Below are 21,151 nucleotides of genomic sequence, written 5' to 3' on the forward strand. Positions count from 1 at the left end.
GCCACTCCCCCTCACAAGTGTGTCCGAACCTGCTCGATGGTATCCCCCGGCTAGGCTCATGCCGTGATTGAAGACAAGGTCTGGCTGATCGAGCCCTCAGGTCCGCTGCGTGGCGATGTGGAGGTCCGCGGATCCAAGAACGCGGTGTCGAAGCACATGGTGGCGGCCATGCTCGGCACCGGTGAGAGCTCCATCCACAACGCCCCCGAGGTGGGTGAGGTCGGCATCACCGCGGCGATGCTGGAAGCGCTCGGCATCCACGTGGAGATCACCAAGAAGGAGATCAGGATCGCGAAGGGGCAGGAGATCCAGCCCCGCGTGCCCAACGCCTTCAGCGGCCTGAACCGCATCCCCATCCTCATGCTGGGCCCGCTGCTCCACCTGGCCGGCGAGGCGTTCGTGCCGCTGGTCGGCGGCGACCCCATCGGACGCAGGCCGGTCAACTTCCACGTCGAGGCGCTGCGCACCATGGGCGCCGAGGTCGAGGTCGGCGAGGACGGCATCCACGCCAAGGCGACCAGGTTGCGCGGCGCCAGGATCCAGCTGCCCTACCCCAGCGTCGGCGCGACCGAGACGATCCTGATGTCGGCGGTGCTCGCCGAGGGCAAGACCGTCATCAAGAACGCCGCCATGGAGCCCGAGGTGGTCGAGCTGGCGCTGTTCCTGCAGCGGATGGGCGCCAGGATCGAGCTGTCCCCCGACCGGCGGATCGTCATCGAGGGCGTGCCCGAACTGCACGGCGCGCAGACCTGGCTCGCGGGCGACCGCATCGAGGCCTTCTCCTACCTGGCGGCGGGCCTCATCACCAGGGGCGAGGTGCGGGTGCACGGCTGCCCGCAGGACCGCCTGGTCACCGCGATCACCACGCTGGCCAGGATGGGCGCCCAGTTCGACATCAACGACGACTACATCTGCGCCACCGCGCCGCCCGAGGGGCTGCGTTCGGCGGCCGTGCAGACCGACACCCATCCCGGGTTCATGACCGACTGGCAGACGCCGCTGATGGTGCTGTTCACCCAGAGCCAGGGCATGTCGGTGCTGCACGAGACGGTCTTCGAGAACCGCCTGGTCTACGTGCCCGCGCTGCAGCAGATGGGCTGCGAGATCGAGGTCTTCGACCAGTGCCTCGGTGGTCCGGCCTGCCGCTACCACGACACCAACGCCAAGCACTCGGCCGTGGTGCGCGGGGTGTCCAAGCTGCGCGGCGCCGACGTGATGCTGCCCGACATCAGGGCGGGCTTCTCGGCGGTGCTGGCCGCCGCGGTGGCCGACGGCTCCTCCAGGCTGCGCGGCGTGCACCACATCGAGCGCGGCTACCACCGCCCGTTCGAGCAGTTCCGCTCGCTCGGCCTGGACCTCCACCGAGAGGGCTGACCGGGCACGGCCGTCAACCGGACAGAGGAGGCTGACCGGGCACGGCCGTCAACCGGGGACACAGGGGACACAGAGGAGGGTGACCGGGCACGGCCGTTAACCGGACAGAGGGGGCCGATCGGGCGCGGCGCGCGTTCCATGAGCGCGTTTGCAGATCGCAAAGGCTGCTGAAGCAGGCGTTTGGCGCCCTCGTCCGCGTTGCAGATCATCTGAGTGACTGTGCTCAGATGCGTCGTCGGGCTCGGCATGGCGGGCGCGATCGGCGGCGTGCTGACCGCGGCGGTGGCGGTCCCGGCGGTCAGCGGGGCCGGAATCGCCGTCCGCGAAGCCGCCGCCACCTTCACCGACCTGCCACCCGCCCCGCGCGAGGAGCCGCTGTCGCAGGTCACCACGCTGCTGGACAAGAACGGCAAGCCGTTCGCGCAGTTCTACAAGGCCAACCGGACGCCCGTGACGCTCGCCCAGGTGGCGCCGGCGATGCGCGACGCCATCGTGGCCATCGAGGACGCCCGCTTCTACGAGCACGCCGGCCTGGACATCAAGGGCACGCTGCGCGCGATCATCACCAACACCCAGGCGGGCGGCATCAAGCAGGGCGGCTCGTCGCTGACCCAGCAGTTGGTGAAGAACATCCTGGTCGAGAACGCCGACACCGAGAAGGAACGGCAGGCCGCCCGCGCGCCCAACCTGTCCCGCAAGATCAGCGAACTGCGTTACGCCCTGGCGCTGGAGGACAAGTACCGCAAGGACGAGATCCTCGAGCGTTATCTCAACATCGCCTACTTCGGGGCGGGCGCCTACGGGGTCGAGGCGGCGGCCCGGCGCTTCTTCTCCACCACGGCCGGCAGCCTCACGCTGGCCCAGGCGGCGACGCTGGCGGGGGCGGTGCGCCTGCCGTACACCACCGATCCTTCACTGGGCCCTGAACGGCGGGCGCGGCTGCTGGAGCGCCGCGACATCGTCCTGGACCGCATGGCGAGCCTGAACATGATCTCCGCCGAGACGGCGGCGGCCACCAAACGGCAGCCGCTGGACATCAGGCTGCGGCCCGAACCCGGCGGGTGCGCCGAGAGCGAGTACCCGTACTTCTGCCTCTACGTGCAGCGCGAACTGCTGACCAACCCCGTCTTCGGCGACACCACGGCCGAACGGGAGCGCCGCCTGTCCATGGGCGGGCTCGTGCTGCGCACCACGCTCGACCCCGTCGCGCAGCGCGCCGCCGAGCAGGCGATCAGGCAGCGGGTCCACCCCGTGGACACCGAGGTCGCCGCCGAGGCGATGGTCGAGCCCGGCACGGGCAGGATCAGGGCGCTGGCGGCCAGCAAGAGGTTCGGCCGCAATCCCGGCGACCGCAAGAACGGGCCCAGGACCACCTTCAACCTGCCCGCCGACGTCAAGCACGGCGGCGGGATGGGACTGCAGGCCGGCTCGACGTTCAAGGCGTTCACCCTGGCCACCGCGCTCAAGCAGGGCTGGCGCTTCGACCAGGGCTTCAAGACGCCCGGCAGCTTCGTCCCCGCCGACGGCTACCGCAACTGCGCGGGCCGGCCGGTCAACGCGCCGGCCACCACGATCTACAACGCCAGCGGCGAGGGCAAGGGCGGCCCGCACAGCCTGTCCACTGGCACGTGGAACTCGGTGAACATCTTCTACATGATGCTGGAGCGCAGGGTCGGCCTGTGCGAGGTGGTCAAGACGGCCAAGTCGCTGGGCATCGTCAGGGCCGACGGCACCCCGCTGCGCGAGGTGCCCACCTTCACGCTCGGTGTCAACGAGATGGACCCGCTCACCGTGGCCGCCGCCTTCGCCGCCTTCGCCGCCCGCGGGCGCTACTGCCGTCCGATGGCGCTCGTCGACATCACCGACAGCCAGGGGCTGCGCACCACCGTGCGGCCCACCTGCTCGCAGGCGCTGGAGCGGGACGTGGCCGACGCGGTCAACCACGTGCTGTCCGGGGTGTTCACCAAGGGCACGATGAAGGGGCAGGGCATCGGCAGGCCCGCGGCGGGCAAGACCGGCACCACCGACGGCTACACCGCGGCCTGGTTCGCCGGATACACCCCTGACCTCGCGGCGGCGGTGAGCGTGGGCGACATCCGCGGCTCCTACCGCTACCCGCTGCAGGGGGTGACGATCGGCGACGAGTCGTACGGCTCGGTGCAGGGCGCGTCGCTGCCGGGGCCGATCTGGGTGGCCTCGATGGAGTCGGCACTGCGCGACACCGACGCGACGCCGTTCACCCGCCCCGACATGAGCCGCTTCGGCGGCGGGCACACCCCGGGGCTGGCCAAGGCGGAGGCCGCGGCCCGGCGCGCCGAGATCCGCCGCTACGTGCAGAAGTACCGCGAGCGGTACCGCCGGTTCTACCGGTGGATGACCAGACACCAGGCCCGCCGCCGCTGACCGGACGGGTGACGAGGGCGGGCCGCCGGTGCCGGTGTCAGCCGCCCAGGCAGGCGGGGCCGAGGAGTTGTTTGAGGTCGCCCATGAGGGCCGGTGAGGGTGTCACCCGCAGCCGGTCCTCCACCCGCATGACCGTGGTCTTGGGGCCGTTGTGCACCTGCAGGTGCACCTCGGAGGTGCCGGGGTGGGTGGTCAGGATCTCCTTCAGCCGGCCGACCACCGGCGGCGTGCACCGGCTCAGCGGCAGGCTGACCAGCAGCGGGCCGCCCGCCTCCTGGGTGAGGTCGGGCGCCGTCACCTCCATCGCGATGATCTTGGCCACGTCTTCGCGCTTGTCGATGCGCCCCTTGACGAAGACGATGGCGTCCTCGGCCAGGATCGTCGAGCACAGCTGGTAGGCCGACGGGAAGATCATCACCTCGATCGCGCCCTCGAGGTCCTCCAGCTGGGTCAGCACCCAGGTGTCGCCCTTCTTGGTGACCTTGCGCTGCACGCCCGACAGGATGCCGCCGACCGTCACGACCTGACCGTCGGCGCGGCTCTCGTCCTGCAGCGAGGCGATCGAGCAGTCGGCACCGGAGGCCAGGATGTGCTCCACGCCGAACAGCGGGTGGTCGGAGACGTAGAGGCCGAGCATCTCCCGCTCGAACTGCAGCAGGGTGTTCTTGTCCCACTCGCCGACCGGGATCTGCACGTCGAAGGTCTGGTCCTCGCCGCCGTCGACGGCGCCGAACAGGGAGTCCTGGCCGATGGCCTCGTTCTTCTTGATGTCGATGATCGCGTCGACGGCCTGCTCGTGCACCATGACCAGGCCCTTGCGGACGTGGCCGAGGGAGTCGAAGGCGCCCGCCTTGATCAGCGACTCGATCACCCGCTTGTTGCAGACGATCGCCGGCACCTTGCGCAGGAAGTCCTTGAAGTCGGCGTAGCGGCCCTTCTCCTTGCGGGCCGCCAGGATGCCGTCGACGACGTTGCCGCCGACGTTGCGGATGGCCGACAGGCCGAAGCGGATGTCGGTGTCGTGCGGCGTGAAGTCGAAGTCGGAGTCGTTGACGTCCGGCGGGAAGACCTTGATGCCCATGCGGCGGCACTCGTTGAGGTAGAGGGCCGACTTGTCCTTGTCGTCCTTGACCGAGGTGAGCAGCGCGGCCATGTAGGCGGCCGGGTAGTTGGCCTTGAGGTAGGCGGTCCAGTACGCGACCAGGCCGTAGCCGGCGGTGTGGGCCTTGTTGAAGGCGTAGTCGGAGAAGGGCAGCAGGATGTCCCACAGGGCCTTGATGGCAGCCGGCGAGAAGCCGTTGTCCTTCATGCCCTTCTCGAAGAACTCGTACTGCTTGTCCAGCTCGGACTTCTTCTTCTTGCCCATGGCGCGGCGCAGCAGGTCGGCGCCGCCGAGGGAGTAGCCGGCCACCCGCTGGGCGATGGCCATGACCTGCTCCTGATAGACGATCAGGCCGTAGGTCGTGTCGAGGATGTCCTTGAGCGGCTCCTCCAGCTCCGGGTGGATCGGGGTGATCTCCTGCTGGCCGTTCTTGCGCAGCGCGTAGTTGGTGTGCGAGTTGGCGCCCATCGGGCCGGGCCGGTAGAGCGCGAGGGCGGCGGAGATGTCCTCGAAGTTGTCGGGGCGCATGAGCCGCATGAGCGAGCGCATGCCGCCGCCGTCGAGCTGGAAGATGCCGAGGGTGTCGCCGCGGGCCAGCAGCTCGTAGGTCTTGACGTCGTCGAGCGGCAGGTCGAGCAGCTCGATCTTCTCGCCGCTGGTGAGCTCGATGGCCTTCAGGCAGTCGTCGATGATCGTGAGGTTGCGCAGGCCCAGGAAGTCCATCTTCAGCAGGCCGAGCGTCTCGCAGGTCGGGTAGTCGAACTGCGTGATGATCGCGCCGTCGGAGTCGCGGCGCATGATCGGGATGTAGTCGGTGAGCACCTCGGCCGACATGATGACGCCGGCGGCGTGGACGCCGGTCTGCCTGATCAGGCCCTCCAGGCCCCTGCCAAGGTCCATCGTCGCCTTGACGTCGACGTCCTCCTCGTACAGGCGGCGCAGCTCGCCGGCCTCGGCGTAGCGGGGGTGGTCCTTGTCGAAGATGCCCGACAGCGGGATGTCCTTGCCCATCACCGCGGGCGGGAAGGCCTTGGACACCCGGTCGCCCAGCGCGTACGGGTAGCCCAGCACGCGACCGGCGTCCTTGATGGCGGCCTTCGCCTTGATGGTGCCGAACGTGGCGATCATGGCGACCTTGTCGGCGCCCCACTTCTCGGTGACGTAGCGGATCACGTCGGCCCGCCTGCGCTCGTCGAAGTCGATGTCGACGTCGGGCATGGAGACACGTTCGGGGTTGAGGAACCGCTCGAAGATCAGGCCGTGCGGGATCGGGTCGAGGTCGGTGATGCCGAGCGCGTAGGCCACCAGCGAACCGGCCGCCGAACCACGGCCGGGACCCACCCTGATGCCGTTGTTCTTGGCCCACATGATGAAGTCGGCGACCACGAGGAAGTAGCTCGGGAAGCCCATCTGGAGGATGACGCCGAGCTCGTTCTCGGCCCAGGCCCGGTGCTCCTCGTCCACGCCGTCGGGGAAGCGCCGCTCCAGGCCCTTCCACACCTCCTGGCGGAAGAACTCCTCCTCGGTCATCCCGTCGGGGATGGGGAAGGTCGGCATGAGGTTCTTGTGCGTGAAGAACCCCGTCGGGTCGACCTTCTCGGCCACCAGCAGCGTGTTGCGGCAGCCCTCGGCCCACAGGTCGGAGGAGTCGACGGCGCGCATCTCGTCGGCCGACTTGATGTAGTAGCCGCTGCCGTCGAAGCGGAAGCGGTCGGGGTCGGACAGCTGCTTGCCGGTCTGGATGCACAGCAGGGCGTCGTGGGAGGCGGCGTCGGACTCGTAGGTGTAGTGCGAGTCGTTGGTGACCAGCGGGGGGATGCCCAGTTCCTTGCTGATCCTGGTCAGCCCGTCGCGGACCCTGCGCTCGATGTCGAGCCCGTGGTCCATGATCTCCAGGAAGTAGTTGTCCTTGCCGAAGATGTCCTGGAACCTCGCGGCGGCCTTGACGGCCTCGTCGTACTGGCCGAGGCGCAGCCTGGTCTGCACCTCGCCGGAGGGGCAGCCGGTGGTGGCCATCAGGCCGTCGGCGTGCTCGGCGAGGATCTCGGCGTCCATGCGCGCCCACTTGCGCACGAAACCCTCGGTGTAGGCCCGCGACGACAGGCGCATCAGGTTGTGCAGGCCCGCCCTGTTGCGCGCCCAGATCGTCATGTGGGTGTAGTAGCCACCCGCGGAGACGTCGTCCTTCTTCTGGTGCGGCTCGCCCCAGAGCACCGGCCGCTTGTTGTGGCGCAGCTCGGGGGCGACGTAGGCCTCGATGCCGATGATCGGCTTGATGTCGGCTGCGGTCGCCTGCCTGTAGAAGTCGTAGGCGCCGTGCATGTTGCCGTGGTCGGTGATGGCGATGGCGGGCATGCCCAGCTCGCCGACCTGTTTGAACATCTGCTTGAGGCGCGCGGCCCCGTCCAGCATGGAGTACTCGGTGTGTACGTGCAGGTGTACAAACGAGTCGCTGGACGACATGGAGCGGCGCCTCCTCGATCGAGAGCGGATGTGCAGGCTTCGAGCCTAGTGCTCCGCACCGACTTTTCCGGCCGTCGGCGCCACCGTCTGACGAGGTGTACGGCCTCGGCTACAGGTTGCCCGGCGAGCCCTCGCGAACCCTTCCAGCCTGCGCATATATCGTTCTTGTGACGAAGGAGACACGGTGTGCGCGCAGCTGGAAGAGGGGTACTCCCACGCGCTGGGCAACCGCCAGGTGCAGATGATCGCGATCGGCGGTGCCATCGGCGTCGGGCTGTTCCTCGGCGCGGGCGGGCGTCTGGCCGCGGCGGGGCCCGCGCTCGTGCTGTCGTACGCGGTGGCCGGCCTGGCCGCCTTCTTCGTCATGCGGGCGCTCGGCGAGCTGGTGCTCTACCGGGCCACCTCGGGCTCCTTCGTGGAGTACGCGGCCGAGTTCATCGGACCGTGGGCCGCCTTCACCAGCGGCTGGATGTACTGGATCAACTGGGCCTTCACCGGCATCGCCGAGCTGACGGCGGTCGCCACCTACGTCCACTACTGGGCGCCACGCTTCCCGCAGTGGCTGACCGCGCTGATCGCGCTGGGCTTCGTGCTGACGGTCAACCTGCTGTCGGTCCGCGTCTTCGGCGAGCTGGAGTTCTGGTTCGCCCTGCTGAAGGTGCTGGCCATCTGCGCCTTCCTGGTCGCAGGCCTGTTCCTGGTGATCACCGGCGCGAACGTGGGCGGCACCCAGGCCGGCGCGGCCAACCTCGTGGCCCACGGCGGGTTCTTCCCCAACGGCTTCCCCGTCGTGCTGATGAGCCTGCAGGCGGTCGTCTTCGCCTATGCCTCGATCGAGCTGGTGGGCATCGCGGCGGGTGAGACCAAGAACCCCCGGCAGGTCATGCCGAGGGCCATCAACGGCGTGGTGTGGCGCATCGCGGTCTTCTACGTGGGCTCGATCCTGCTGCTGGCCATGGTGCTGCCGTGGACCGCCTACAGCGCCGACGAGTCACCGTTCGTCACGGTCTTCGACCACCTGGGGGTGCCGTGGGTGGCCGACGCGATGAACCTCGTCGTCATCACGGCGGCCACCTCGTCCTTGAACTCGGGCCTGTACTCGACCGGGCGCATCGTGCGGGCCATGGCGCTGAAGGGCGAGGCGCCGCACTTCACCGGCAACCTGAGCTCCCGCCACGTCCCCTACGGGGGGATCCTGATGACCGCGGCGGTCTTCCTCGCGGGGGTCGTGCTGTTCTACTTCCTCCCCGAGCGGGCCTTCGCCATCGCCACCGCCGTCGCCTCGCTCGGCGTGATCACCACGTGGGGCACCCTGGTGTACTGCCAGCTGCTGCTGCGGCGTACCGGGCACCGCTCGAGCTTCCCGATGCCGGGCTCGCCGTACGCCAACTGGTTCACGCTGGGCTTCCTGGCGCTGGTGGTGGTGCTGATGGCCTTCGCCGACCAGGACCAGCGGGTGGCCTTCTTCCTCATCCCCGTGCTCGCCGCGGCCATCGCCCTCGGGTGGAAGGTGGTCAGCTCTCCTCGGCGAGGTGCAGGCCCGCTTCGATGACCGCGTTCATGATCGGGGCGAGGCGCTCGACGCCGAGCCTGGGCGCGCGCTCGGCCATCCTGGCCACCAGCTGACGTTCCCGCTCCATGTCGCGGCCGGCGAACCCGCCGACGGGCTTGAGCGACTGGATGACACCGGCCAGCTCGGCCCGCCGTTCGAGGAGGGTGGCGAGGGCGGCGTCCACCCTGTCGACGGCGGCTCGGGCCTCGGCCAGGGTCTCGGGGGTGTCGTGGCGCGCCAGCGCGCCGAAGAGCGTGGCCGCCTCGCGCGCCTGGGCGACCTCCTCGTCGGCGGCCGAGGGCGACAGCAGCAGGCCGTCGGCGCCCGCCGCGACGGCGGCGCCGGCCAGGGAGGGGTCGGCGGAGACCTCGGCCAGCACCGGCCGTCCCGAGCGGGCCTTGGCGGCGCGCAGCAGCGACAGGTCGAGGGCCAGGTGGCCGGCGGGGGTCTGACCGCCGCTCTCGCACAGGGCCACCTGGTCGTTGCCCTCGGCCGCGCAGGAGTCGGCGACGGCCAGCCACTCCTCCAGGGTCGCGGCGTGGCCGCGCTGGACGATCACCGGCAGGCCGAGCCTGGCCGCCGCCCGCACCAGCGGGAGGTCCCGCATCCAGGCCGCCCCCACCACCACGCCCGCGGCGCGCTCGGCGATGGCGGGCAGGTCGTCGGCCGAGGACGGCTCGACGTACACCGGGCCGTCGAGCACGTCCTCCACCCGCACCCGCCCGTGGTGCGGGCGCAGGCTGATCCATCGGGTGACGGCGGGACGCTTTTCGAGGGTGGAAGACATCTCGATCCCAACGCTCAAGCCGGTCCGTGCGGAGCCGGCGGTCTCCAGGAAAGAAAAAGGGCAGAGACCTCGGGTCTCTGCCTGTCGCCGGCTCCAGGTGGTCGCTACCGCATGACCGGCCCTCCGGGAGCCGGCTCGATAAACGTGTAGCGAGGAGTCATGGATCTAAGACTACACGGGTCGCTGCTACCCGATCCCTATGGGAGTATTTCTAGGCTTAGAAGGGGGTTTGAGGCCGTTGATGTCGGATGGACAGCAGCACGCCGGACGCCGCGTCGCCGGCCGGTACCACCTGAAGGAGCCCATCGGGCGCGGCGGCATGGGCATCGTATGGCGCGCCCATGACGAGCTGCTCGACCGCGAGGTCGCGGTCAAGGAGGTCCGCTACGCGGCCGTGCTGGGCGACGAGGTGCAGCTGCTCAACCGGCGCACCATGCGCGAGGCGCGTGCGGCGGCCCGGTTCACCCATCCGAACGTGATCGTCGTCCACGACGTGATCGAGGAGGACGACCGGCCGTGGATCGTCATGCAGCTGGTCCCCTCCCGCTCGCTGGGCCAGGCGATCAAGACCGAGGGGCCGCTCCCGCCCCGGCGGGTGGCCGAGATCGGCCTGGCCGTCCTGGAGGCGCTCAAGGGCGCCCACGACGCAGGAGTCCTGCACCGCGACGTCAAGCCCGAGAACGTGCTGCTGGCCGAGGACGGCAGGGTCGTCCTGACCGACTTCGGCATCGCCACGCTGGAGACCGAGACCGCGCTGACCATGACGGGCCTGGCCGGCACGCCCGCGTTCATCGCGCCCGAGCGGCTCAAGGGCCTGCCCGCCCGGCGCGAGTCGGACCTGTGGTCGCTGGGCGCCACGCTCTACACCGCGGTCGAGGGCAAGGCTCCCCACGAGCGCGGCATGGCGATGGCGACCATGATGGCGGTGCTCAACGACGACCCCGCGCCCGCCGCCAAGGCAGGGCCGCTCGAGCCGGTCCTGGACGGCCTGCTGGCCAAGGAGCCGGTCCAGCGGCTGTCCGTCGACGAGACGGCCAGGATGCTGCGCAGGATCATCGAGCAGACCCAGAACGAGACCGTCAGGGTCGCGCGCCCGCCCGCCGTACCCGACGTGGACGACACCCCCACCGACCCCAGCCTGCCCGCGATCGAGCCGCCCGCCGGAGCCAAACCCGCCGCCACGAAGTCTTCCCCGCCCAAGACCGCGCGGGACAGGACGGCCACGAACAGGCCGGCCGCGCCCAAGCGCCCCGCACCGGCCGGCTCCGGCGCGGCCGCCGCCAGGACCGGATCCGCGCCGGCCAAGGCGGGGACACCCACCGCCAAGCCCGCCAAGCCCGCCAGGCCCACGGCGCGCACCGCGCCCACCGGCTCCGCCGCGTCCGCCAGGGCCGCCGGTGCCGCCGGTGCCGCGCCCGAGGCTCCCCCGCCCACCGCGGCGCTGCCGGCCGCGGCCGACTCGCCGGCCGAGCTGTTCGAGACGGGCATGCGCCTGCCCGAGACGCCCACGGTCGTCCCCGAGCCGGCGACGCCGGCCCGCCGCGTGCTCCCTTTCGTCGCCGTGGCCATCGCCATCCTGGTCGTCGGCGGTGTGGCCGGCCTGCTCGGGCTGCGCTCCGCCGAGAACGAATCCCCCCGCACCTCGCAGGAGCCGGCCCAGAAGGTGACCACCACGGTCACCGCGACGGCGACGACGACCACCGCCGCCGCGCCCTCGGCGGCGGCGACCCCGCCTGCCACCCCTGCCCCGACGCCCTCGGCCACCGCGGAGGCGCTTCCGGAGGGCTGGCGGATGTACAAGGACGAGGAGATGGGCTTCTCGATCGGCATGCCCCCCGAGTGGAAGAGCTACCAGCGCAAGGGCAACCAGGTCTACTTCCGCGGACCGGGCGCCTCGTCCAACTCCTACGTCATGATCGAGGAGGCGACCAACCCCGGCGACGATCCCCTGGGCGACTGGAAGAAGCAGGAGCCGAGCGCCAAGTACAACTTCGGCGGCTACAAGCTGCTCCGCATCAAGAAGGTCGACTACATGAAGGCCGCCGCCGACTGGGAGTTCACCTGGAACACCAACACCGGCAAGACCAGGGTGCGCAACCGCGGCTTCGTCACCGACAACGGCCGCGGCTACGCGATCTACTGGCACACCCTTGACGAGAACTGGAAGCGTGACCTGCGTTTCTTCGACGCCTTCGCGGCGAGTTTCAAACCCGCCAAGTAGGCTTCGGTGGTGCGAGTCGGCAACAGGTACCGCCTGATCGAACCCATCGGCGAGGGCGGGATGGGCATCGTGTGGCGCGCCTACGACGACCTGCTCGACCGGACGGTGGCGATCAAGGAAGTCCGCTACACCGGGATCGGCGAGCAGAAACGCGCACAGCTCAACGAGCGCACCATCAGGGAGGCGCGCGCGGCCGGTCGGCTCGACCATCCCAACGTGATCGTCATCCACGACGTGATCGAGGAGGACGGCCGGCCCTGGATCGTGATGCAGCTGGTGCGCTCGCGGTCGCTGGCCGAGGTGATCAGGCAGCGGGGTCCGCTGCCCGTGCCGGAGGCGGCCAGGGTCGGCGGCGCCGTGCTGGGCGCGCTGCGGGCCGCGCACGCGGCCGGCGTGCTGCACCGCGACGTCAAACCGGAGAACGTGCTGCTGGCCGAGGACGGCCGGGTGGTGCTGACCGACTTCGGCATCGCCGCCGTCGACGCCGAGGCGGGCCTGACCGCCACCGGCAACCTGGTCGGCACGCCCGCCTACATGCCCCCGGAGCGGCTCAACGGCCTGCCCGCCACCCCGGCCTCCGACCTGTGGTCGCTGGGCGCCATGCTGCACACGGCGGTGGAGGGCGACGCGCCGTACCGGCGGGACTCGTGGGCGGCGACGGTGGCGGCGGTCCTGCGTGACCCGCCCGAGCCGCCGCGCCTGGCCGGCCCGCTCACTCCCGTGATCACGGGGCTGCTGCGACGTGACCCTGCGGCGCGGATGGGCGCCCATGAGGTGGCCGCGAGGCTCGCGGCGCTGGAGCCCCCCGCCCGGCCGCCGGGACTGGAGCCCGCCGCGCCGTACGGCCTGCACCCCGCCGGACCGCAGAGCCTCCATCCCGCCGGACCGCAGGACGGCCAGCCCGCCGGGCCGCAGGACGGCCACCCCGCCGGGCCGCGGGGCGTCCAGCCCGCCGTGCAGCGGGTCGAGAACGCGGCCGGGCCGCCCGCGACCCGGCCGCCCGCCACGCTCACCGAGCCCGGGACCGGGCAGGCCGGCCACGCGCCGCGCACCCCTCCGGCGGCCCGCGACGCCGCCACGACCGCGCGGCCGGCCAGGCGGCGCTCGCCGCTGCTGTGGGCCGTCCCGAGCGCCGTGCTGGCCGCCGCGCTGGCCGGTGGCGGCGTCTGGCTGGCGATGCGGCCCGACGCTTCACCCCCCTCACCCACCGCGCGCCCCACGCCGACCAGCGGTACGCCGACCTCCTCCAGCACTCCCTCCGCTGCCGGCAGTCCGTCGGCCGGCCCCGGCTGGCGCGAGCTGACCAGCAAGCTGGGCCGCTTCTCCGTCTCGGTGCCCGCCGGGTGGACCGCGAAGAAGACCCCCGGCCGCGACAGCGTGAGCGTGACGGGTCCCGGCGCTCCCGGCACGCTGATCATCGAGTGGACCGAGGCGGACGACCCGGTGCGCGACCCCGTCGAGGCATGGCAGCGCCTGGAGAAGGAGATCCGCGCCAAGGGGCAGTTCGCGGGCTACCGGCGACTGGACATCCGGCCGCTCACCTACCTCGGGGTGTCCGCCGCCGACTGGGAGTTCACCAGGATCAGGGACGGCGAGACCATCCACGTGGTCAACCGCGGGTTCAGGCTCGAGGACGGCCGGCCGTACGCGATCTACTGGGAGACGCCGGAGGCTTCGTGGCGGAAGGGCCTGGCGTTCTTCGACACGTTCGTGAAGACCTTCCAGCCCACGTGAGCTCCGGCAATTACGGGGTAGTCCGTCCTTCATGTCCGAATCCTCGGAGATCATCGGCGGACGCTATCGCCTCCTCAAGACCATCGGCCGCGGCGGCATGGGGACGGTGTGGCAGGCCCACGACGAGGTCCTCGGCCGCGACGTGGCGGTCAAGGAGGTGGTGCCGCCGCCTGATCTGCCGGGGCCGGAGCGCGAGGTCTTCACGGTGCGCACCCTGCGCGAGGCCAGGGCCGCCGGCAGGGTCGCCCATCCAGGAGTGGCCACCGTCTACGACGTGGTCGAGGACGCGGGCCACCCCTGGATCGTGATGGAGCTGGTCCGCTCGCGCACGCTGGGCGCCATGGTGCGCGACGCGGGGCCGCTCGAGCCCGCCAGGGTGGCGGCCATCGGGGTGGAGCTCCTGGGGGCGCTGCGGGCCGCGCACGCGGTGGGCGTGCTGCACCGCGACGTCAAACCGGACAACGTGCTGCTGGCCGAGGACGGCAGGGCGGTGCTGACCGACTTCGGCATCGCCACCACCGAGGACGACGTCCCCGTGACCAGGACGGGGGTCCTGGTCGGCACCCCGGCCTACATCGCGCCCGAGCGGGCCGCCGGCGGCTCCGCGCTGCCCGCCTCGGATCTGTGGTCGCTGGGGGTCACGCTCTACACGGTCGTGGAGGGGCACTCGCCCTTCCAGCGCGGCCACCCGCTGGCCACGATGGCGGCCGTCATGCACGAGGAGCCGCTGCCGATGTCGACGGCGGGGCCACTGGCTCCGGTGATCTCCGGGCTGCTGCGCAAGGACCCGGCCGAGCGGATGGGCCTGGACGAGGCCGAGCGGCGCATGCGCATGATCGTGCTGGGCATCGCGCCCGAGTCGACCGCGCCGGTCGCGATGGCGGCGGACATGATGGCGGCGGACACGGCCTCGCGGCCGGCCGTACCGGCTGTCACGCGGGCCGGAGCGGGCCAGGGCGGCCGCTTGCCCGCCCGGCGCCGGCCCCCGCTGGTCGCGCTCGCCGCGGCGGCGGTCGCGGTGGCGCTGGCCGCCGGCGGGATGGCCTGGATGTCGAGCCGTGACCCCGGCCCCCAACGGCAGCAGCCGAAGCCCGCCTCCGTGCCGCTCATCGTCTCCACGCCCACGGCGACCGCCGCGCCGGTGCCGGCGCCCGCGCGGACCCGCTCGGTGTCAGAGGACCGCCGGAGCACGGGCACCTACGACGAGCGGCGGGACCCGCCCGCCACGAGCGACGCCTCGCCCGAGGCGCCGCCCGACAGCCGCTCCAGCCCGTCCGACGCCGACCGGCCGTCACCGACGAAGTCGAAGGAGAAGACCTCCGCGCCACCCGCCGAGACGCGGACACAGGAGCCGTCGGACAGCGCTCCCGGCCAGGTGGAGCCCGACGAGGGCCTGGGCGGCATGGCCCGCAGGACCCAGGACAGGGGTCACGCCAAGGACAGGAGCACGACCAAGGACGGCGCCAAGGCCACTGACAAGGCAAAGGACAAGGACAGGGACAGGGCCTAGGACTCCGCCCGCACGGTGTCGAGCGCCTTCTGCAGGTCGTCGGGGTAGTCGCTGCTGAAGGACATCCACTCGCCGCTCGACGGGTGCTCGAAGCCGAGCGAGACCGCGTGCAGCCACTGCCTGGTCATCCCGAGCCGGGCCGCGAGCGTGGGGTCGGCGCCGTACAGCAGGTCGCCGACGCACGGGTGGCGCAGCGCGGCCATGTGGACGCGGATCTGGTGGGTGCGCCCCGTCTCCAGCTTGATGTCGAGCAGCGACGCCGCCCTGAACGCCTCGACGGTGTCGTAGTGGGTCACCGACGGCTTGCCGCCGGCCACCACCGCGAACCTGCCGTCGCCCGACGGGTGGCGGTCGATGGGCGCGTCGACCGTGCCCCTGAACGGGTCGGGGTGGCCCTGCACCAGCGCGTGGTAGCGCTTGTCGACGGTGCGCTCCTTGAAGGCGCGCTTGAGCACGGAGTAGGCGTGCTCGCTCTTGGCCACGACCATCGCGCCGGTGGTGTTGGCGTCGAGGCGGTGCACGATGCCCTGCCGTTCGGCCGCGCCGCTGGTGGCCACCCGGTGGCCGGTGCCGAGCAGGCCGCCGATCACCGTCGGGCCCGTCCAGCCCACGGTGGGGTGGGCGGCGACGCCGATCGGCTTGTTGACCACGACGATGTCGTCGTCCTCGTAGATGATCGTCATGCCGGGGACGGGCTCGGCCACGGGCATGGGCGTGGTCGGCGGGGGCGGCAGCGTGACGTCGAGCCACGCGCCGGCGTGCACCCGGTCGGACTTGGCGGCCGTGGCGCCGTCGACCAGGACGTCGCCCGAGCCGATCAGTTCGGCGGCCCGGGTGCGGGAGAAGCCGAACAGCCGCGACAGGGCCGCGTCGAGGCGTTCTCCTTCGAGCCCGTCGGGGACGGGCAGGCTGCGCTGTTCAGCCATTCTTGCCGGACACCTCCCTGGTGCCGTCGATCTGGTAGCCGCGCCAGGCCAGGAAGACCGCCAGGATGCCGCCGCACACGATCATCGAGTCGGCGACGTTCCAGACGGGGAAGTACCCGGGGAAGGTCTCGATGAAGTCGACCACGTGGCCCTGCAGCTGGCCGGCGGCGGGACGGCCCAAGCCGGCGGGGTAGCGCAGCAGCCGGTCGGTGAGGTTGCCGAGCGCCCCGCCGAGCAGCATGCCCAGCGTGATCGCCCACGGCAGGCTGCGCAGCTTGCGCGCGGTGCGCAGGATGGCGATGACCACGCCGGAGGCGACGATGGTGAAGACGAAGGTCATCCCGGTGCCGATGCTGAAGGCGGCCCCCGAGTTGAAGATGACCCTGAACTGCAGCAGGTCGGGGATGATCACCAGCGGCGGGCCGCCTTCCAGCGACCGCAGCACCAGCGTCTTGGTGAGCAGGTCGAGGGCGTAGATCACGACCGCGATCGACGCGAGAAGGCCGATCAGGCGTCGCCCGACCGGCCTTCCGCTCGTCTCACCATCGGCCTTCAGCGGCGCTCCTCCCGCTGCTTGCACGACACGCACAGCGTCGCCCTCGGGAACGCCTGCAGGCGTTCCTTGCCGATCGGCTTGTGGCACGATTCGCACACTCCATAGGTTCCGGCGTCGATCCTGGCGATCGCACGTTCGTTCTGCGCGACCAGGTCGCGTGTGTTCAGGGTAAGGGCGATCTCGCGTTCGCGCTCATAGGTCTTGGCCCCGGCGTCGGCCTGGTCGTCACCGGCGCCCTGCGTCACATCTCCAGAGGCGATCTCGGACTCGTGCCGCAGGATGTCCGCCTCGAGATCGGCGATCTCCTGCGCGAGCGCCTCGCGCACCTCGGCCAGCTCCTCTGCCGACCACATCGCAGGGGTCGCGGTCTGCGTGACTGCCGCCATGGCTGCCTCCATGCTGATCAAGGCTCAAACGGTGCGGGCAGCATAGGCCGTCGATAACGACCCGGCAAACGACCCGCCGTACGGATTACCCCTCCCGTACTATCCCGCCTCGACCAATCAACTCCTCACCATAAGCATCCATTCCCGGTTCTTTGTCGCCATTTGCTGCGCTGCACAAACGGGAAGCAGGCAGCCTCCACTCTGCGTTATGGTTTTAGCCTGCGAGGCGTTGACGGAGCCCTGTGGTCCACATCACAGGGGCATCACTCCCGAGCCGCCGGAAGAACGGCTCGCCAGAGCTCACTAGAACCGGCAGCAGACCAAATGAAGTGGGTCCCTGCGGGGGTCAAGAGGGGTGGTACCGCGGAGCCGTACGGCTTCGTCCCTTCACACCGTCACCGAGCCTGACACGTGGAGGTCCCGCCCGAGATGTCCCACTATTTCCGCTCTCTACCCGCGCAGGTCGACCTGCCCGCGCTCGAGCGTGAGGTCCTCGACCGGTGGCGGGACGGGAAGATCTTCGAGCGCTCCGTCGAGCAGAACGAAGGCGCCCCCACCTGGGTCTTCTACGAGGGCCCGCCCACCGCCAACGGCCTGCCGGGCGTCCACCACGTCGAGGCGCGCGTCTTCAAGGACCTCTTCCCCCGGTACAAGACCATGCGTGGCTTCAGCGTGCCCCGCAAGGCCGGATGGGACTGCCACGGCCTGCCCGTCGAGGTGGGCATCGAGAAGGAACTCGGCCTCACGGGCAAGAAGGACATCGAGGCGTACGGCATCGCCGAGTTCAACGCCAAGTGCCGCGAGTCGGTGCTGCGCCACGTCGACGCCTTCGAAGAGCTGACCGAGCGGATGGGCTACTGGATCGACCTGTCCACGGCCTACCGCACGATGGACCCCGACTACGTCGAGTCCGTCTGGTGGTCGCTCAAGGTCATCTTCGACAAGGGCCTGCTGTTCCGCGACTTCCGCATCACGCCGTACTGCCCGCGCTGCGGCACCGGCCTGTCCGACCACGAGCTGGGCCAGCCCGGCGGCTACGAGACGATCTCCTCCCCGTCGGTCTACGTCAGGATGCCCGTCACCTCCGGCCCGCTGGCCGAGCTGAACGCCTCCCTGCTGATCTGGACCACCACGCCGTGGACGCTGGTGTCCAACACGGCGGTGGCCGTCCACCCCGAGGTGACCTACGTCGCCGCCCGCACCGCCGACGGCGAGGTGCTGGTCGTCGCCGAGCCGCTGCTGGCGCAGGTGCTCGGCGAGGGCTACACCGAGGTCGCCCGCTTCAGCGGGCGCGAGCTGGAGCGCACGTCCTACTCCCGGCCGTTCGACCTGGTCGACATCCCCGGCGCGCACTACGTCGTGCTCGGCGACTACGTGACCGTCGAGGACGGCACCGGCCTGGTCCACCAGGCGCCCGCCTTCGGCGCCGACGACATGACCGTCTGCAAGACGTACGGCATGCCGATCGTCAACCCGATCGGCCCCGACGGCCGCTTCCTGCCCGACGTCCCCATGGTGGGCGGCCGGTTCTTCAAGGACGCCGACGAGGAGCTCACCGCCGACCTGCGCGCCCGCGGCCTGCTGCTCCGCGGCGGCCACTTCGAGCACAGCTACCCGCACTGCTGGCGCTGCCACACCGCGCTGCTCTACTACGCCCTGCCCGCCTGGTACATCCGCACCACCGCGGTCAAGGACCGGATGCTCGAGGAGAACGAGAAGACCAACTGGTTCCCCGAGACCATCAAGTGGGGCCGCTTCGGCGAGTGGCTGCGCAACAACGTCGACTGGTCGCTGTCGCGCTCCCGCTACTGGGGCACGCCGCTCCCCCTGTGGGTGTGCTCGGCCGACGAGTCGCACGTCACCTGCGTCGGCTCGCTCGAGGAGCTGGGCTCGTACGCGGGGCAGGAGCTGTCGGCCCTCGACCCGCACCGCCCCTTCGTCGACGACATCACCTTCGCCTGCCCCACCTGCGGTGCCGAGGCGCGCAGGGTGCCCGACGTGATCGACGCCTGGTACGACTCGGGCTCGATGCCGTTCGCCCAGTGGGGCGCCAAGGGCAAGCCGGAGGGCGTCTACCCGGCCCAGTTCATCTGCGAGGCGACCGACCAGACCCGCGGCTGGTTCTACTCGCTGATGGCGGTCGGCACGCTGGTCTTCGACCAGTCCTCCTACGAGAACGTGCTCTGCCTCGGCCTCATCCTGGCCGAGGACGGCCGCAAGATGAGCAAGCACCTGGGCAACGTGCTGGAGCCCATCCCGCTGATGGACCAGCACGGCGCCGACGCCCTGCGCTGGTTCATGGCCGCCTCCGGCTCGCCGTGGGCGGCGCGCCGCGTCGGCCACCACGCGCTGGAGGAGATCGTCAGAAAGGTCCTGCTGACCTACTGGAACACCGCCTCCTTCTTCACCCTGTACGCCAACGCCGAGTCGTGGTCGCCCGCGCTGGCCGCCGAGGCGCCGCCCGTCGCCGAGCGCCCGCTCATCGACAGGTGGGCGCTGGCCGAGCTGCACCGGACGGTCGCCGAGGTGTCGGCCGCGCTCGACTCCTTCGACACCGTACGGGCCGGCCGCAGGCTCGCCGACTTCCTCGACGACCTGTCCAACTGGTACGTCAGGCGCTCGCGCCGCCGCTTCTGGCAGGGCTCGCGCGAGGCGTTCGCCACGCTGTACGAGTGCCTGGAGACCGTCACCAGGCTCATGGCGCCGATCACCCCGTTCATCACCGACTACCTGTGGGACGTGCTGCGCGGCGTCGACGCGCCGTCGTCTGTCCACCTGGCCGGCTGGCCGCAGGTGAAGGACGACCTGCTCGACCCCGAGCTGTCGGCCCAGATGGCGCTGGTGCGCCGGCTGGTCGAGCTGGGCCGCTCGGCCCGCGCCACCTCGGGCGTCAAGACGCGGCAGCCGCTCGGCAGGGCCCTCGTGGGCGCGCCGGGCTGGGCGGGACTCACCGCCGAGCTGCGCGACCTGATCGCCGACGAGCTGAACGTGCAGGCGCTGGAAGACCTGTCCGGCTTCAGCTCGGACCTGGTGTCCTTCACCGTCAAGCCCAACTTCAGGGCGCTCGGCAAGCGGTTCGGCTCGCAGACCAAGCTGGTCGCCGCGGCCGTCTCGGCCGCCGACCCCGCCACGCTGGCGGCCTCGCTCCGCTCCGGGTCGGCCGTCTCGGTCGAGGCGGGCGAGCTCGGCGCGGTGTCGCTCACGGCGGACGAGGTGATCGTCACCGAGCAGCCCAAGTCGGGATGGGCCGTGGAGACCGGCGCGGTCGACACCGGCACCGGCGAGACGGTCGCGCTCGACCTGACCATCACCGACGAACTGCGCAGGGCCGGACTGATCCGCGAGGTGATCCGCCTGGTCCAGGACGCCCGCAAGTCCACGGGGCTGTCCATCACCGACCGGATCGAGCTGTGGTGGTCGGCCTCGTCGCCCGAACTGGCCGAGGCGCTGCGCGCGGACGGCTCGCAGGTCGCCGAGGAGGTCCTCGCCACCAGCCTGGCCGAGGGGCAGACCGACGGCCTGCCCGTCCTGTCCGACGCCGACCTGGGGCTGACCTTCCAGCTGCGGCGCGCCTGACAAGTAAGGAGAGCGCGGCCCCCTCTCCCGGGGGCCGCGCTCTTCGCATTCCCGTGACCCCACCCGTCCGCGAACCCCGACCCCGGGGTCCACCCGGCCACGGAACCGACCCCGGAGTTCCGCCCGACCACGAACCCCGGCCCCGGGGTCCGGTGTCCACCCGACCACGAAACCGGACCCCAGATCCCACCCGACCACGAACGCGACCCCGGAGTTCCGCCCGATCACGAACCTCGACCCGGGGTCCACCCGGCCACGAAACGGGACCTCAGGTCCCACCCGACCACGGAACCGACGCCGAGGTCCGCCCGTCTGCGAAGACCGATCTCAGGTACGGCCAGCCGGCCCGACCCGCGTTGATCGTCCGGCACGGCCCGCCACCGGGTGGCACGACCCATTCGGCCGGCCATGCTGATCGCCTGACACGGTCGCCCTCAGAACTGGCGCCGACCGCCGCTCCTGCTCTGAGGCGATCCCACTCCCGGCGGGCCCGTCCCTTCCCGGTCACGTGCCCGCACCCGGTGCCCCTTGCCCACATCCCACCCCACGCCAGATCGCCCC

At 71.0% G+C, this 21,151-nt stretch carries 12 protein-coding genes and 1 pseudogene; 7 read left to right on the forward strand and 6 right to left on the reverse strand.

Annotated elements, in window-relative coordinates; all coding sequences use genetic code 11:
* The first annotated feature begins 63 nt into the window (after positions 1–63).
* Positions 64–1,374, forward strand: a complete 1,311-nt coding sequence (murA, locus tag ACWDLG_RS17495) for a UDP-N-acetylglucosamine 1-carboxyvinyltransferase (RefSeq protein WP_449920966.1) — start codon at positions 64–66, stop codon at positions 1,372–1,374.
* A gap of 213 nt (positions 1,375–1,587) precedes the next feature.
* Positions 1,588–3,777 (forward strand): transglycosylase domain-containing protein, encoded by a 2,190-nt coding sequence (locus ACWDLG_RS17500; protein WP_449920968.1) that lies wholly within the window; start codon positions 1,588–1,590, stop codon positions 3,775–3,777.
* Positions 3,778–3,814: 37 nt separating this feature from the next.
* On the opposite strand, the gene dnaE is transcribed toward ACWDLG_RS17500, so the two are convergent.
* On the reverse strand, positions 3,815–7,342 hold the full coding sequence (gene dnaE, locus ACWDLG_RS17505; protein WP_449920970.1) for a DNA polymerase III subunit alpha: 3,528 nt from the start codon (positions 7,340–7,342) through the stop codon (positions 3,815–3,817).
* A 184-nt stretch (positions 7,343–7,526) separates the two neighbouring features.
* Here dnaE and ACWDLG_RS17510 point away from each other — a divergent pair, with 184 nt between their 5' ends.
* Positions 7,527–8,894: an amino acid permease gene (locus ACWDLG_RS17510; protein ID WP_354910373.1), complete on the forward strand. Its 1,368-nt coding sequence runs from the start codon at positions 7,527–7,529 to the stop codon at positions 8,892–8,894.
* Here ACWDLG_RS17510 and ACWDLG_RS17515 read toward each other — a convergent pair.
* Positions 8,857–9,135, reverse strand: coding sequence for a chorismate mutase (locus ACWDLG_RS17515; RefSeq protein ID WP_449921437.1), 279 nt, complete (start codon positions 9,133–9,135; stop codon positions 8,857–8,859). The two genes, ACWDLG_RS17510 and ACWDLG_RS17515, sit on opposite strands and share 38 nt — an antisense overlap.
* 129 nt (positions 9,136–9,264) lie before the next feature.
* A pseudogene (locus ACWDLG_RS17520) lies at positions 9,265–9,681 on the reverse strand (chorismate mutase); the annotation flags it as partial.
* A gap of 241 nt (positions 9,682–9,922) precedes the next feature.
* On the opposite strand from ACWDLG_RS17520, the gene ACWDLG_RS17525 reads away from it, so the two are divergent.
* From ACWDLG_RS17525 to ACWDLG_RS17535, 3 genes are read left to right on the forward strand one after another with little or no spacing between them, the layout of a single operon-like run.
* On the forward strand, positions 9,923–11,902 hold the full coding sequence (locus ACWDLG_RS17525) for a protein kinase domain-containing protein (RefSeq protein ID WP_449920973.1): 1,980 nt from the start codon (positions 9,923–9,925) through the stop codon (positions 11,900–11,902).
* A gap of 9 nt (positions 11,903–11,911) precedes the next feature.
* Positions 11,912–13,636 (forward strand): protein kinase domain-containing protein, encoded by a 1,725-nt coding sequence (locus ACWDLG_RS17530; protein WP_449920976.1) that lies wholly within the window; start codon positions 11,912–11,914, stop codon positions 13,634–13,636.
* A gap of 31 nt (positions 13,637–13,667) precedes the next feature.
* A complete protein-coding gene (locus tag ACWDLG_RS17535) occupies positions 13,668–15,146 on the forward strand; it encodes a serine/threonine-protein kinase (RefSeq protein ID WP_449920977.1) in 1,479 nt (492 codons plus the stop codon).
* Here the strand turns inward: ACWDLG_RS17535 and ACWDLG_RS17540 are convergent.
* The 3 genes from ACWDLG_RS17540 to ACWDLG_RS17550 form a co-directional block, all read right to left on the reverse strand.
* Positions 15,143–16,072: an RluA family pseudouridine synthase gene (locus ACWDLG_RS17540; protein ID WP_354910362.1), complete on the reverse strand. Its 930-nt coding sequence runs from the start codon at positions 16,070–16,072 to the stop codon at positions 15,143–15,145. The genes ACWDLG_RS17535 and ACWDLG_RS17540 overlap by 4 nt on opposite strands.
* On the reverse strand, positions 16,065–16,553 hold the full coding sequence (locus tag ACWDLG_RS17545; protein ID WP_449920979.1) for a signal peptidase II: 489 nt from the start codon (positions 16,551–16,553) through the stop codon (positions 16,065–16,067). The genes ACWDLG_RS17540 and ACWDLG_RS17545 overlap by 8 nt, the downstream gene beginning before the upstream one ends.
* Before the next feature lie 71 nt (positions 16,554–16,624).
* Entirely contained in the window at positions 16,625–17,014 is a 390-nt protein-coding gene (locus ACWDLG_RS17550) for a TraR/DksA family transcriptional regulator (protein ID WP_449920982.1), read from the reverse strand.
* Positions 17,015–17,443: 429 nt separating this feature from the next.
* On the opposite strand from ACWDLG_RS17550, the gene ileS reads away from it, so the two are divergent.
* Complete coding sequence (gene ileS, locus ACWDLG_RS17555; protein ID WP_449920984.1) at positions 17,444–20,590, forward strand: isoleucine--tRNA ligase; 3,147 nt, start codon at positions 17,444–17,446, stop codon at positions 20,588–20,590.
* Positions 20,591–21,151 lie beyond the last annotated feature (561 nt).

The organism is Nonomuraea sp. NPDC003727, assembly GCF_053586935.1.